The sequence below is a fragment of the Brenneria uluponensis genome (assembly GCF_032395385.1).
Classification (GTDB): domain Bacteria; phylum Pseudomonadota; class Gammaproteobacteria; order Enterobacterales; family Enterobacteriaceae; genus Prodigiosinella; species Prodigiosinella aquatilis.
In genome coordinates this window covers 1570248-1583680 of sequence record NZ_CP135917.1, presented here as the reverse complement: position 1 = coordinate 1583680, position 13433 = coordinate 1570248, and the positions used below count along the sequence as shown (strand labels likewise).

Below are 13433 nucleotides of genomic sequence, written 5' to 3'. Positions count from 1 at the left end.
CGTATTTGTTCAGGGATTGGCCGTATGGTCTGAATCACACGCCAATACATTGACTCACCGGGACGGGTGGGTATAATCCAGCCCACTGTTATCTATTTAACAATCGTATATTCAACAGTATCCGCGTAAAGCGCCCTTAGCTCAGTTGGATAGAGCAACGGCCTTCTAAGCCGTAGGTCACTGGTTCGAATCCAGTAGGGCGTACCATATAGTTCAATAAGTTAACTTTAATTTCCGTATTTTATATATATTCACAGGTGCTTTAACGGGTGCTTTAGTGAAACTTCTATTTAGAGGGTCAAATCCTCTCGTGGACCAAATTTCCCCAAGAAAACCAGCCTATTAAGGCTGGTTTTTTTATGCCTTTGTGGAATTATGGGGGAATAACGCTGTCGTAAAATCATCAATTCACCGGCACCGTCGGCCAGTCGATATCCGGTGCTGTAGACGTGTCAATGCGGCTCAGCAGCACAATATAGGTTTTCCAGTCAGTCAAGGCCGCTTTTTCCTTGTCTGTTGCCAATGCCAGATCCACCGCGTAGGTGAGCTCTGCGATACGGGCGTTAGCGGTTGCGCGGCGTGTCGCCCGTTCCTGTTGTGCGACAGTGACAGCGGCGGCGTGTTGAGCGTCGGTGTCGGTTACCCACGCACTGCCATTCCACACATCAAACGCCGTTACAGGCGTCAGTAGCGTCACATCATCCGGTAAATTACCGAGAGCGGTGACCGTTTGCGCCTGGCCAGTTTGCGTGCTGTATACCGTCTGTCCGCGATAATCCGGTACCTGTTCCCATGCGCTACCGTCTGCCGTACGGCGTAATGCCTGACCAGCTTCAGGTGGTGTGGGTTCATCGGCGTAACTGTCGGCGGGAATACCCACACCCTGCATCAGGTATTCATCACTGGCCATGCTGTATTCGCGGGTCTGTGGGTCAGCATGGTAAACAGTTATCCAGCCCGCGTTTACGGCCAACCCGGTATTATCGAGGTGTGTTTGTGCCTGAATTGAATCACTCATTATGCAGCCCTCACTATGTAGTTAAAAGCGACGTTGCGTGGTCTATTTTCTGTTGATGTATTGATGCCCGAAATGTTGTTATCAAACGTCATGACGAATCCTCCATAATCCGCGCCTCCCTCTGCTGGAGGTATTGTGCTGTCAACATGATTCATTCCCAACACACCGAGGCCGCCGAATTGAGCCCCTATCGTTTGCGCATGCACCCCGGGTACACTGCCTTGTTAGCGCCAGTGATATAAGACGGTAATTCACCATTAGTATTGTCCGCTCCACCCTACATGTTGTTTCCTTTAGGTTCTCACACCAGAAAGGACATCAACATGCTGAGCAGAGAGGACTTTTACATGATAAAGCAAATGCGCCAGCAGGGTGCGTACATTGTCGATATTGCGACTCAGGTGGGTTGCTCTGAACGAACTGTCAGACGCTACCTCAAATACCCTGAACCGCCAGCCAGAAAGACTCGCCACAAAATGGTTAAGCTGAAACCGTTTATGGACTACATTGACATGCGCCTGGCCGAGAATGTCTGGAATAGCGAGGTCATCCTCGCGGAAATTAAGGCAATGGGCTATACCGGCGGGCGTTCCATGCTGCGTTACTACATCCAGCCCAAACGTAAAATGCGCCCATCAAAAAGAACGGTTCGCTTCGAAACCCAGCCGGGATATCAGCTCCAGCACGACTGGGGCGAAGTCGAGCTGGAGGTTGCCGGGCTACGGTGTAAAGTTAACTTCGCGGTTAATACGCTGGGGTTCTCCCGACGCTTCCATGTCTTCGCCGCGCCAAAGCAGGATGCTGAACACACCTATGAGTCGCTGGTTCGCGCCTTCCGCTACTTCGATGGCAGTGTGAAAACTGTGCTGGTTGATAACCAGAAGGCAGCGGTGCTGAAAAATAACAACGGAAAAGTGGTGTTCAACTCCGGGTTCCTCTTGCTGGCCGATCACTATGACTTCCTGCCACGGGCCTGCCGCCCACGCAGGGCCAGAACCAAAGGAAAAGTAGAGCGGATGGTGAAGTATCTCAAGGAGAACTTCTTCGTCCGGTACCGCACGTTCGACAGCTTCGCTCATGTTAACCAGCAACTGGAGCAGTGGATGGCGGATGTTGCTGATAAACGGGAGCTTCGCCAGTTCAAAGAAACACCGGAACAGCGCTTCGCGCTGGAACAGGAGCATCTGCAGCCGTTGCCGGATACAGACTTCGATACCAGCTACTTCGACATCCGCCATGTGTCCTGGGACAGTTATATCGAGGTTGGCGGCAATCGTTACAGTGTTCCTGAAACCTTGTGTGGACAGCCGGTCTCAATACGGATCTCACTGGATGATGAGTTGCGGATCTACAGCAATGAGCAACAGGTGGCGTCACACCGACTCTGTTCAGCATCGTCTGGCTGGCAGACTGTGCCGGAACACCACGCCCCGCTCTGGCAGCAGGTCAGCATGGTAGAACATCGCCCACTGAGTGCTTATGAGGAGTTGCTGTGATGCATGAACTTGAAGCGCTGCTGAGTCGCCTGAAAATGGAGCACCTGAGCTATCACGTTGAAAGCCTGCTGGAGCAGGCGGCTAAAAAAGAGCTGAACTACCGGGAGTTCCTGTGCATGGCGCTGCAGCAGGAGTGGAACGGCAGACATCAGCGCGGCATGGAGTCCCGACTGAAGCAGGCGCGTCTGCCATGGGTCAAAACGCTGGAGCAGTTCGACTTCACCTTCCAGCCGGGCATCGATCGTAAGGTTGTCCGGGAGCTGGCCGGTCTGGCGTTCGTGGAGCGCTGCGAGAATGTAATCCTGCTGGGTCCTCCAGGTGTCGGGAAAACCCATCTGGCCGTTGCTCTCGGCGTGAAAGCGGCGGATGCAGGGCATCGGGTACTGTTCATGCCACTGGACAGACTGATCGCGACGCTGATGAAAGCGAAACTGGAAAACCGGCTGGAGCGCCAGTTACAGCAACTGAGTTATGTCCGGGTGCTGATCCTGGATGAAATAGGCTATCTGCCAATGACCAGAGAGGAAGCCGGCCTGTTCTTCCGGCTACTGAACCGTCGATATGAAAAAGCGAGCATCATCCTGACGTCAAATAAAGGCTTCGCAGACTGGGGAGAGATGTTTGGAGATAACGTGCTGGCTACGGCGATCCTGGATCGGCTGCTGCATCACTCAACCACGCTGAATATCAAAGGAGAAAGCTATAGGTTGAAGGAAAAACGTAAAGCTGGAGTGCTGACCAAAAACGCCACGCCAATCAGTGACGATGAAATGGCGGAAAGCGGACAGCATCAGTAAAGAAAGCATCTAGCGGGCATGAAAATGGCAAATAACGGTCAAAGATCGTGGCGTTGACAGCCTGTCATTTGCTGCATCGCATGGGATTGTTGAGATAATATCGTGCGTCCACTATCAACCCCACGCCCATCATCCCAGCCACGAATAAACTCACCACGCAGGTCGGGCAAAGTGCCAGACGGATATATCGTGGCCAACTTTGGATATAACGTTGTGTTGAATGCCTGACCGTTGCATTTTAGCCAGCCAGTTGGCGCGGTGGCCTGCGGCCAGGGCAGCGGGATGCCTACCAACGAGCTATTGAGTTCGGACTGAACAAACTCAGTAGTGGCAATCTGCGTACTGTTTGTCGCTTGTGCTGGAGTCGGTGCCGTCGGCACTCCGGTCAATGCTGGGCTGGCTAATTTTGCAAACACCGACTGCAGTGCTGCCCATAATTGATAATTACTGCCTTTGTTGAGGGTTAAACCTGCCCCCTCAATCACCCCAGAGATCTCTTCCTGTACGGCATCAAAAAACGCACCAGAAAGCGCTGTGACCGCTTCACCCGTTTGCGGGTTTCCCTCTGTAAAGCCGTTTTTGCCCACACCAAATTTGTCAGCCTGGGCCGAATTTGTATCAATACGATGCATGATTACTCCGATTTCGGAATGAATTATTCAGATGGGTATTTAAAAATGACGTAGGTATGACTGGGGGCAAGTTTTTCCATTACACATTCAGCAACGGCGTCACCCCAGGTTCTGACGCTATCCGTGCATCTGCCGGTACACGCCATATTTGTGATTTTTGTCGTCTCGGTGAAATTCACCTGCCAATAATATTTCCACGAATCACTAAATGCACCACCCAGACACGTTGATGTACAGCGAAAAACACTTTTGTTATAGCGTGATATCGTCACATCTTCATATCCGAGCGCTTTTAGTTGCTTTAGATAAAATGCCTCGTTAATGCCGCCAGCCAGATTGATTTTTGCGTCCAGACGTTGTCGGCGCTGAGCCAGTGTTTGAACACCATCCGGTGCACAGGAATCAGGTAATCCAGATATAGCTTCATACCTGTCGAGCAGTTCGGTGACTGTGCGCGGGTCAGCCTCCGCCATCAAATCATCAGAACGCTGATGGGCTTTAGCCAACGATGATGCCAAGCCCAACAACAACGGGTCATCAGAGTCCCATGCCGGGCCGTGCGGCAGCAGACTCGACAAAAGGTATTCGTATTTATCCGTCAATCCCATGTAATTGTCCCCATGACACCTACCTCACCCCGTTCAATGCTAATGTCAGTAATAGGACTAATCAGTACATGACTATATTCACCAGTGGCAATACTGATCGCCTCACTAACGCGAGACGGTTTGATAACACCTTCTGGTATGCCATCGCGCAACACCATTGATCGGAGTTCAGCCTCAACGACAGCACGCACAGCAGCGGTATCAGGATTCAAGTTTATCTCAAAGTTGATGGTGTGAGCGCTCGGAACAAACACATACAAATCAGCCCCCGCCACCGGAGCCAGTGGTTCGATATACTCTTGCACCGCCGCCGCCACAGCTGCATCCGGGATAGGGTTTATCAGGTCGCTATTCGCAATCATGACACCAACCGTCCCCGTTCCCATCCAGTGGCGATAACACCAGGCACGTGTAACCCCGGCAACTTCCTTTGACCAGGTTATATAATCTGTATTTGCGCCACCCTGTGGCGGGTAATACCAGCGTTCAATAATGCGGGCACGAAAATCTTCTATGCCCTCAATATCTGTTCCACCCTCAATTGTGTCCGCTAAAGTTGCAGAGGATAGTCCACTGATAGGGCTAACCAGGCGCATGGTAATGCCATCATCAGTGTTACCGGTTATTCCCGTTTCATCACATATGATAGGCACACGCAGAACACCGCCTGATGATGTTACCGAGGCAGTTGTTGTATATGTAACCAGATCATCACGCTGAATAGTGACACCCTCATTGATCGTAATGTCGTTTTCTACGCCGTCCCAACGAACATATCCCGCTGCTACGGTGGCTGACTTGCGCGTTACCCGCTTCATGTTGCCGTGCCGTATTAGCCAGTCCAGGTCAGCGAGATCAGGCAATAGGTTTCGTGCGAGATAATCTATGTAGCCATACACAATATGAACCGCTGCCGCCTGCACACGGGAATACACCTCTGCATCATTGCGGCGCAGTTCTGCGAGTGTCGAATCAGCAGACAGACGGCTGAGTACGTCGCTACGAATTGTTGTAATTAATTGTGGCAATGTCTGCCGCGAGAATCCGCTATCAGCCATCTAATTCCCTCCAGAGATCATCAAATGCTAATGCTATCGCGGTGCCATCCTGTTTATACAGCGTCACAGCGGCGTACATGCTGTTAACATCAGTTCGCTCGGTTGAGACATCCACATGAGCAATAACCTCGTCATCCACCAGCCATTGAAGCGCTTCGATAATGTACTCTCGAGCTTTCATCGGGGTTTTGTTCGTTAGTTTTTCGCGGCGTAACTGATAAAGACGAGAACCGATGCGATCGTTTTGCCGGGTTGGGTAGGAATCTCCCCACCACCCCATGACGCTATTAACATCGTCATCTGGCCCGGCTCGGCGCCACGTAAACAGTGATATAGCCACCGCACGAGTCAGCGGATCAGTGATGTGTGAAACCGCCCGGCTGACGCCGTTAACCATCAGTTTCAGTTGCATAATTACTCCATTGTCTGATCCGGTGTTCCTGTTGTTCCACCACTATCGCCGGGGTGGTTATGTCCGTTGAAGGTATCCCTTACACTCTGCAGGGTAGATTTTTTGTCGCTGATATCGCCAACAGGAACCTCAAGTAGCGGCGTGTTCACCGTCATTTTTTCAGTAGCATTGACGATAAACGTTTTAGTCGTTACGTCGATGACCCGCCCACGCTTCAGAATGATGCTGTCACCCTCATCGGTGTAAATTGCCACCTCACCAGCCTGTAAGCCAGTGACGCGATAGCGACGGTCGCCGACGACCAACACAACACCATGAGACCGATCTCCGTCCATATAAACCGCCACAGCCTCAGCGCCAACATGCGGAGCAGAAGTGAATCCGTAAGGCTCAATATGCTCAATGTCGGCCTTCAACTCATCAGCAGCCATTTTAATTTGCAGCATCTGGCATTTTGTCGCAGTGCTGAGTCCCGTCACTACCGCACGCGCCAGCAGGTTAGACAAAGAGCGCTGCAGTACGGAAAGTGGATTGCTCATCAGAAATCGGCCTCTTTTTTCTTTTTGGCCTTTTTAGTCTTTGTGGGTTTGTGCAAGTACGCTTCTGACGGCCCGACACGCAACTCGCAAATCGTGCCGTTTTCGTCCTGATTGTATGTGACTTCTGAAATCACCATTTCCCGATTATCGAAGTCCAGCACCGGGTCATAAACAATTACGGTCATATTCGGACGCCATAATTCACCATTACCCTGACGCCAGCCCTGCACCGTGTATGTGACTTCATCAGTTTTGGCCGCGCGGCGCTTCGCTTCAAAATCACTACGGTCACCGCATGATGACGTTGTGGCATTACCGGTCTGCTTGATAATCAGTGGACGGTAACGACTAATGCCACCATCAACCGTTTTTGCACGAATAGCCGATGTGGTTGTTTCACCGAAATCGATATCATCTGATTTACGCTGGCCGGAAACGGTGTAAACGCTGAATCTGTCACGGATACTCTGTTCCGTGTCACATGTGAGAATGTTTTCACCTAGTACCAAAGCGGTCACGGCCCGTTCCACACCAATATCACCAATTACGAGGTTCCCTTTCTCATTGTCGTAAATCAGTGTTGGCTGCAGGCCAAGCATCTTACTCAGCACATCAACAACCGTTTCACCCTGATCGGCTTGGACGCTCTGTAGCGTTTCGTTATCCGTCGAGTCAATAACAGTAATACCAAAAGGTTTTGCGAGGTCCGCGGCCACCTGTGCCAACGTTCGCTGACCGTATTGTTTTGGTTCAGCAGAGCAATCAATCAAATCGCAGGTTTTGCTGCGCCCAACGATGCCGAGTATGCGAGATTTAGCGCCATACCGAACTGGTAGTGCCTCAACGTATCCGGTAATCACCAGATCATCACCAATCAGCACTTCAACCAAATCACCTTTTTTAATGCGCGTCTGGATGTTTTTCTGGTCGGTACTCCCTGGCCAATCTCGTGTTATCTGCACATTGAAATCACGGGCAATGCGCTCAATGCCGGCCGATATCCGGCATTGTGTCCAGCCGCCCCACTCCCGCCCGTTCACGCGTAGGATAACCAAATTGCTTTCATTCATTTTGCAGGCACCGTCAGAGTTGTTACCGGCACAAAGCCTGGGTGAGTGATATTGTTGCGAGAAATGATTTCGTCAGCGCGGTTAGCATCATCATACCAGTCAGCAGCAAGCACCAACGCGGGCAGCACTTCATTAGTAGTGCGCTGAGTCAGCTGCGCTATTTGCGTCAGCCGCGCCGAGATATCGTTGTTAACATCCGCTCGCACACGAACCAACGCCTGAAATAACTGATCATCTGTCGTACGAGACAGCTCGTTATCTATCGCTGTATTCAGTGCGTGTCTGATGTCATGCAGGTCTTCCCACGACGGTATTTCATCAGTGGCTGTAGAACTGGTAGAGCCTGCATTTGTCACTGAATCAGATGCATCAATATCAGTTACCGCCGGGTGAGATACCGTTATGTTTTTTGATGTTGCCGTGCCGCCAGCGCCGCTGGATGCCGCCAGCTGTGCTTTAACGCTGGATTTTGATTTCGGCAGTGATGTAACGGCATACGCAGATTCAACCAGAGCGCTACTCCTGATCGCTTGCGCTACAGTGTTGCTGTTCGTGACACGTGTTTGCGTTGTTTTGCTGTTAGTTTTCCAGACGCCGCGCGGCGCGAAATCATGCCCTGCAGTAACACCGGTCAGGTTTTTTATCAGCGACACCAGCGATTTAGCATTGCTATTCAAACGATTTGCTGATCGCCACATTGTTTGCAGTCTGCTGAATAAATTGCTGCCGCTACCGCTCAGAATAACGCTCATGTCCCCCTTGAGCAGTCTTGATGCAGCCGTTACACCCCGATCGATGTAATTAAACGTGTTCGTTATCTCGTCGATCATGTCTTCTGCATCAGATATAACACCATCACTGATAAAATCACTCAGACCACCAAGAGAGAAATCCCCGTATAGGTCTGTCAGAAAATCTTCCAGCCAGGACGTTGACGCGCTCAGTTTATTGTTTGTAGCAAGTCCCGCCGTCGGAAATGACAGTTCACCAGCTTCGACAAATGAAAATGAAATGCGGCACATCCGCCCTTCATTATCCGTATGTGTAACCCGTGCCAGCTCGTCAATCGTGATGCTCATTTCGCCGTAGTACGGATGCACCAGTTTTGCCGCGCCAGCCTTTTCGATTTCGTTGATCAGCTTGTTACGCTGGATCATGAAATCATCGCCGATAACATACGCCTCAACAGAGAAGCGACGAGTTGCACGCCCTAGGTCTTCAGAATACGGCTTATCGCGGTTCGGGTATTCATGCACCTGGACCCGGCGACCAAATCGGGCCTCATCAGACGAAACTTTGAACGGGACGCCACGTAGCGAGGCATCCTGCAGATAATCTTTCCAGCTCATGAAAAGCTCCGTGCATAAAAAAGCCCCGGCTAAGGCCGAGGCTGATTACTTTTAACAGAACCTAATTAATTAACAACTCTGCATGATGAATTCGATTTCTCTTTTTCCCCGCTGGTAACATGTCATTTGTATAAAATATTGTTAACACCAGAGTATCGACTATATCCGACATCAGTCTGCAACCACGGTAATGATTGTCCACCAGCGGGAACAACCTGCATTCCTGCAGGAGCGTTCTCAAAAGTTATTTTCAACTCGCCATTCTGTTTGTTGCCCAATACTGTTAGCATTTTAGCATGTTCAGTATTATCGTTATTTAACCCAAGCAGCTCTTTGAGTCTGGGTAAAAATCCATTATAACCCCGAGCCGCATCTTTTTTATCTACCTGATTTACCAGCATTGACCCAATATCTGTATTCTGTTTTTCAGCGTCTTTATGTAGTTTGTCTAACTGCTTCATAATATCAAACAGCACAGCAATCGTTACTGTTATCACCCCCATAGCGGCTATGCTTTTTAAACTGCCAGCCAGCCCTCTCGCAGCAGCACCGGCACCACCTATCCCTGCAATCATGTCCACTAACCATTTCCCAGCAGTAAATACTGCAACGCTAGTCAAAATATTTTCCACCCCACCGATGGCATCAGTAACACCATTAATTCTATCCCACACCTTTTTTACTACAGGACCAACCGTTTCCCAATTTTCGGCAATCATCCAACCACCAGCCACAAGCAGAGTGACCAATTTCCCAGCAGTAGACATTTTCATGACTGACTCCATAAGACGAAATGCCCTAGTCACAATCATTGCGCCACCACCGACCACGACAAGAGCCCCCGCAAATTTCATAATGCCTTTGATGGTTTCTGGATTTTCCTTTGCCCAGGTACGGAACTTATCAATGAATGGCAGTAATTTTTTAGCCCCCTCAGAAATGGCAGGGAGAAATACCGATCCGATTGTAATGCCAGTAACATTAAATGTATTTCTTAGTTGTTTCAGGCTATTTTCTGTCGTTGCAGCGCGGCTTTCATACTCCTTTTGCATTGATCCGGCATATTGCTGAGCATCTGCCACACGCTTAAAATTAGTTTTTAACAGATCGAGATTAGTTAGTAGTGGAGCGATCGCGCTAATAGACTCCGCTCCGAACAACGCGCTAAGCACTGGCGTCTGTTTTACTTTCGGCAGTTTTGATATAGATTCAAGTAGTTTGACGATGGTTCCTTTTGCATCTTTCTGCATACTTGCAGCCAATTGCTTAGGATTTATTTTCAGTAAGCTAAGAGCCTCTTTTTGTGATGCAGTTGCTCTCCCTCCTTTTGTTACAGCCAGCATGAAATTTTTGATACCCGTCGCCGCAATCTCTGACTCAACACCCATTCCCGCAATCGTTGCCCCCATCGCGGCAATTTCACCGGATGCCACACCGGCCACACCACCCAATGGGCCAATTCTGGTAACGATTTCTGATATTTTTTGCGCATTGGCTGGGCCGTTGTTGCTGAGGTAATTGATTTTATCTGCCAACGTGACGACTTCTTTCTGCGTCATTTTAAACGCAGTGCGCCACTGCGCCATCATCTGGCCAGATTCCTCTGCTGTCTGATCGAAGGCTACCCCCATTTTCACAGCGGATTCAGCGAACTGCATCAGGTCTTTACTGGCAATGCCCGCCTGGCCACCTGCAGAGGCGATTTTTGCCATATCATTCGCAGCCATTGGCAGGCGCTCAGACAGTTTCATGATGTCCTCACCCATCTGTTTGAACTGATCTGGCGTATCGAAATTAACCACTTTCTTGACATCAGCCATGCTGGATTCAAACTCGATGGCCTGGTTTATTGGATAAATAAATCCAGTACCCAAGGCAACACCAAGCCCTGCAGCCTTTGCCATTGTATTGGAAAATTCCTGCTGGAATGATTTTACCCTGCCACTCATCCGGTTGAGTGGCGAAGTCAGTTTATCAACAGCAGTAATAATCGCTTTAAGCTGGAAACTATCGGCCACGGTTCATTTCCTCATTGATTCGCACAGCTTCGGCTTCCAACTCAAAAAACTCACCGAGGCCAATTTTTTTTAATTCCAGAGGGTTCACTCCCCAGAAATGGGCGACGTTATAGAGTCGTTTTCTGAGGCTTCCTGACTCTCCGACGCCATAAAAAAACCGACGATTATCAGACTGATAGTGGTGATGTCATTCAGTGCCAGTTGTTTTGCTGATGATGGCGGGATACCTGCCAGCCCCGGAATGTAGTTCAGGGCAGAGCTAGTATCAATTTTTACGCTGCCATCGCTGCCATAAGAGAACGGCAAACCGTATTTCTGTACTTCGTCATACGTGGGTTCGCGCAGTTCCAGAACGTGCAAGCGCTCTCCATGTGCCATGATCGGTTTACTGAGTTTCAGCTCTTTCATTGATACCCGCCTTCTTCGCCGTGAAATTCAGCATCGACAGTGCCTTCTTCCGCATTGTGATTAAGTTCGCCATGTACCCACGCACTGCTGAGTACGTAAACCATTCCATTTGCCAGCTCGGCAGTGATAGTCATGGAATCCGACGAAGTGAGTTTATCCACCGGGAAATCACCGGTGACTTTCAGCGTCGCCTTGATATATGGCGCACGGTAGGTTTCTTTGTAATCAATAGAGCCATCAGAACCGATCACGTCATCTTTTTGTGATGTATTCATTGGCACCTCGACGCCGCCACTGGCGGACAACTGGAGCCCATCCGCCTTGATGTAACAGGTACCTGCAATTCTTCCCATGATTAAGCCTCACTATCGTCATACTGCAGGCGGAATTGATTAACCACTGCAAAGACACGTAACTGGTTAATGTAATCAGGCGGGAATAGCACATCGAGACGATCCGGGTCGTCGGCGCTGCGCTCTACCACCAGGTATTTCTTGAACAAATCGTAGTTTTCTACGATCCCAGCCCTCTCCAGACGACGATAAACGGCCAGCAGTTCCCCCTTAATAACAGCCGGGGTGACAATGGCCTGACCAGCACCGAACCGGGTACCGTCATTTGCCAATTTGTGACGCGGATATTTACTGGTAATGACCGATTTCAACTGACGCATAACATATGCGCTGGTATGCAGCGTTTCACTGTCATAGAACGAGTTATCAGACACGCCATAACTGTTCGTCTGGTACATCGTGATATCACGCTGAATCAACAGCGAGCCGCTTTCAACATAAGCCGTTGCAATACCATGACTCAGCAACGATTGTTGTTCCGTGAACATGAATCGGCTTCCCTTTGGCGCTGGCAGTGCACCGGTCAGTACGCCGGTCTGCGTCGGACGAGCCGGGTCATTGCGGATGAAAATGGCATTGCGTGCAGTACGCATCGCGACCAGTTCATCGGCAGCAGTCTGTGTTGCTGGTTCATAACCCGGCATAGTGACATGTGGCAGATTTAACGAATCACCATACGCAACCAGCGTCGACAGTGCGTCGATTTTCGCTGAATAGGCGTGACCATACAGCTGGCGCGAATACCCCCAACGGCTGGCGATTTCAGTGTGAATAGTGTTCACACTGGCCATGTCATTGAACGGTGTACCGATAAAATCAAACGGATCATCACCCATTGCCGCAATAGCATTGGTTAGCGTTGGCGCACCAGTACCGCCAGACATAGCCACAATAGTGATCGTGAGTCCATTCGGTGTAGTTTCGCCGCCGACAATGCCGCAATAGTTGATGGTTACGGGGATGTCATTACCACACAACCCCTTATGACGAGCCGTTAGCGTCACCACGCCTGCAGCAATGGTCGCGGTTACCGGCAAATCAGTATTTGCGTTGATTGCAGCCGCAATAGTTGTCGCAACATCGCTGGCTGTATCATCAGCAGTTACGCCTGCCTGAACCTGTTCTGCACCGATATACAGATAAACTGTGCCGGATTCCTGGGCGGAGCCGACAACAGTAATCGTTCCCGTCGCCGCTACTCCTGCCAACGGCTCATCTAGTGCTATGACCCACAGTTCCCCGGTTGGATCGACATTGCGATAGCGGTTAACCATACGCGCCAACTGGCTTCCCCGTCCCGCCATGCTACCCGCCAACCCTGCAGATGGCATGATAGTTAACCCATTGCGGATGATCGCCGCGTCAGAATTTGCGTACCCCAGCAACAGTGCGGGCGCAGTACCGTCTGATGTTGTGTTCGCCTTTGAGTTATCAATTTCAGCCCAGAACAGCGGCACATGAATATCAGACGGAATTTCGTTGTAACTAACCGTCATTTTTCACCTCTGATTTTTTGGTGTTAGTTGCTGTACGATCGACTACCTCAACATCACCGGCCTCAATGCGCCGCTGCCAATAGCCGGATTGAATAACGTTTCTGCCATCTGCGGGCAGCAGATCGCTGCGGGCCGGGTCAGGGACTGACCGTCCGTCTTTAGGTTTCACAAACATAATA

General features: G+C 50.2%; 15 protein-coding genes and 1 tRNA gene. 3 read left to right on the top strand and 13 right to left on the bottom strand.

The genetic code is table 11. The annotated features are described in order from the left end of the window. Window positions 1-130: 130 nt before the first annotated feature. Window positions 131-207, top strand: a tRNA-Arg gene (locus RS889_RS07390). Between the two features lie 196 nt (window positions 208-403). Here RS889_RS07390 and RS889_RS07385 read toward each other — a convergent pair. Beyond that, window positions 404-1018 (bottom strand): tail fiber assembly protein, encoded by a 615-nt coding sequence (locus RS889_RS07385; RefSeq protein ID WP_315710050.1) that lies wholly within the window; start codon window positions 1016-1018, stop codon window positions 404-406. Window positions 1019-1341: 323 nt separating this feature from the next. On the opposite strand from RS889_RS07385, the gene istA reads away from it, so the two are divergent. Then, window positions 1342-2514 carry an IS21 family transposase gene (istA, locus tag RS889_RS07380; RefSeq protein WP_315707433.1) on the top strand — a complete coding sequence of 391 codons (1173 nt, stop codon included), beginning with the start codon at window positions 1342-1344 and terminating at the stop codon, window positions 2512-2514. Beyond that, window positions 2514-3311, top strand: coding sequence for an IS21-like element helper ATPase IstB (gene istB, locus RS889_RS07375; RefSeq protein ID WP_315707434.1), 798 nt, complete (start codon window positions 2514-2516; stop codon window positions 3309-3311). The genes istA and istB overlap by 1 nt, the downstream gene beginning before the upstream one ends. A 38-nt stretch (window positions 3312-3349) precedes the next feature. Here istB and RS889_RS07370 read toward each other — a convergent pair whose 3' ends face one another. From RS889_RS07370 to RS889_RS07315, 12 genes are all read right to left on the bottom strand, one after another. Then, the gene (locus tag RS889_RS07370; RefSeq protein ID WP_315710049.1) at window positions 3350-3943 is read right to left on the bottom strand and encodes a phage tail protein; all 594 of its coding nucleotides are present in this window, start codon (window positions 3941-3943) and stop codon (window positions 3350-3352) included. A gap of 23 nt (window positions 3944-3966) precedes the next feature. After that, window positions 3967-4551 carry a YmfQ family protein gene (locus RS889_RS07365; protein ID WP_315710048.1) on the bottom strand — a complete coding sequence of 195 codons (585 nt, stop codon included), beginning with the start codon at window positions 4549-4551 and terminating at the stop codon, window positions 3967-3969. Beyond that, window positions 4542-5609 (bottom strand): baseplate J/gp47 family protein, encoded by a 1068-nt coding sequence (locus tag RS889_RS07360; RefSeq protein WP_315710046.1) that lies wholly within the window; start codon window positions 5607-5609, stop codon window positions 4542-4544. Before RS889_RS07360 ends, RS889_RS07365 begins: the two co-directional genes overlap by 10 nt. Continuing rightward, entirely contained in the window at window positions 5602-6015 is a 414-nt protein-coding gene (locus RS889_RS07355; RefSeq protein WP_315710945.1) for a phage GP46 family protein, read from the bottom strand. Before RS889_RS07355 ends, RS889_RS07360 begins: the two co-directional genes overlap by 8 nt. A gap of 8 nt (window positions 6016-6023) precedes the next feature. Next, window positions 6024-6560, bottom strand: a complete 537-nt coding sequence (locus tag RS889_RS07350; RefSeq protein ID WP_315710044.1) for a phage baseplate assembly protein V — start codon at window positions 6558-6560, stop codon at window positions 6024-6026. Then, window positions 6560-7630, bottom strand: coding sequence for a phage baseplate assembly protein (locus RS889_RS07345; RefSeq protein WP_315710043.1), 1071 nt, complete (start codon window positions 7628-7630; stop codon window positions 6560-6562). The genes RS889_RS07350 and RS889_RS07345 overlap by 1 nt, the downstream gene beginning before the upstream one ends. After that, complete coding sequence (locus RS889_RS07340; RefSeq protein ID WP_315710042.1) at window positions 7627-8979, bottom strand: DNA circularization protein; 1353 nt, start codon at window positions 8977-8979, stop codon at window positions 7627-7629. The genes RS889_RS07345 and RS889_RS07340 overlap by 4 nt, the downstream gene beginning before the upstream one ends. A 122-nt stretch (window positions 8980-9101) precedes the next feature. Continuing rightward, window positions 9102-10997, bottom strand: a complete 1896-nt coding sequence (locus tag RS889_RS07335; RefSeq protein ID WP_315710041.1) for a phage tail tape measure protein — start codon at window positions 10995-10997, stop codon at window positions 9102-9104. An 84-nt stretch (window positions 10998-11081) separates the two neighbouring features. After that, window positions 11082-11405 (bottom strand): phage tail assembly protein, encoded by a 324-nt coding sequence (locus RS889_RS07330; protein WP_315710040.1) that lies wholly within the window; start codon window positions 11403-11405, stop codon window positions 11082-11084. Beyond that, entirely contained in the window at window positions 11402-11758 is a 357-nt protein-coding gene (locus tag RS889_RS07325; protein ID WP_315710039.1) for a phage tail tube protein, read from the bottom strand. Before RS889_RS07325 ends, RS889_RS07330 begins: the two co-directional genes overlap by 4 nt. 2 nt (window positions 11759-11760) lie before the next feature. Beyond that, window positions 11761-13254 carry a phage tail sheath subtilisin-like domain-containing protein gene (locus tag RS889_RS07320; protein WP_315710037.1) on the bottom strand — a complete coding sequence of 498 codons (1494 nt, stop codon included), beginning with the start codon at window positions 13252-13254 and terminating at the stop codon, window positions 11761-11763. Further along, a complete protein-coding gene (locus RS889_RS07315) occupies window positions 13244-13429 on the bottom strand; it encodes a DUF2635 domain-containing protein (RefSeq protein ID WP_315710036.1) in 186 nt (61 codons plus the stop codon). Before RS889_RS07315 ends, RS889_RS07320 begins: the two co-directional genes overlap by 11 nt. Between the last annotated feature and the right edge of the window lie 4 nt (window positions 13430-13433).

What these genes read in the sequence shown, in the direction of transcription:
- RS889_RS07330 (WP_315710040.1), bottom strand. Translation starts at nt 11,405, where the DNA reads ATGAAAGAGCTGAAACTCAGTAAACCGATCATGGCACATGGAGAGCGC.
- RS889_RS07385 (WP_315710050.1), bottom strand. Translation starts at nt 1,018, where the DNA reads ATGAGTGATTCAATTCAGGCACAAACACACCTCGATAATACCGGGTTG.
- RS889_RS07345 (WP_315710043.1), bottom strand. Translation starts at nt 7,630, where the DNA reads ATGAATGAAAGCAATTTGGTTATCCTACGCGTGAACGGGCGGGAGTGG.
- istB (WP_315707434.1), top strand. Translation starts at nt 2,514, where the DNA reads ATGCATGAACTTGAAGCGCTGCTGAGTCGCCTGAAAATGGAGCACCTG.
- RS889_RS07340 (WP_315710042.1), bottom strand. Translation starts at nt 8,979, where the DNA reads ATGAGCTGGAAAGATTATCTGCAGGATGCCTCGCTACGTGGCGTCCCG.
- RS889_RS07350 (WP_315710044.1), bottom strand. Translation starts at nt 6,560, where the DNA reads ATGAGCAATCCACTTTCCGTACTGCAGCGCTCTTTGTCTAACCTGCTG.
- RS889_RS07370 (WP_315710049.1), bottom strand. Translation starts at nt 3,943, where the DNA reads ATGCATCGTATTGATACAAATTCGGCCCAGGCTGACAAATTTGGTGTG.
- RS889_RS07325 (WP_315710039.1), bottom strand. Translation starts at nt 11,758, where the DNA reads ATGGGAAGAATTGCAGGTACCTGTTACATCAAGGCGGATGGGCTCCAG.
- RS889_RS07315 (WP_315710036.1), bottom strand. Translation starts at nt 13,429, where the DNA reads ATGTTTGTGAAACCTAAAGACGGACGGTCAGTCCCTGACCCGGCCCGC.
- RS889_RS07320 (WP_315710037.1), bottom strand. Translation starts at nt 13,254, where the DNA reads ATGACGGTTAGTTACAACGAAATTCCGTCTGATATTCATGTGCCGCTG.
- RS889_RS07360 (WP_315710046.1), bottom strand. Translation starts at nt 5,609, where the DNA reads ATGGCTGATAGCGGATTCTCGCGGCAGACATTGCCACAATTAATTACA.
- istA (WP_315707433.1), top strand. Translation starts at nt 1,342, where the DNA reads ATGCTGAGCAGAGAGGACTTTTACATGATAAAGCAAATGCGCCAGCAG.
- RS889_RS07365 (WP_315710048.1), bottom strand. Translation starts at nt 4,551, where the DNA reads ATGGGATTGACGGATAAATACGAATACCTTTTGTCGAGTCTGCTGCCG.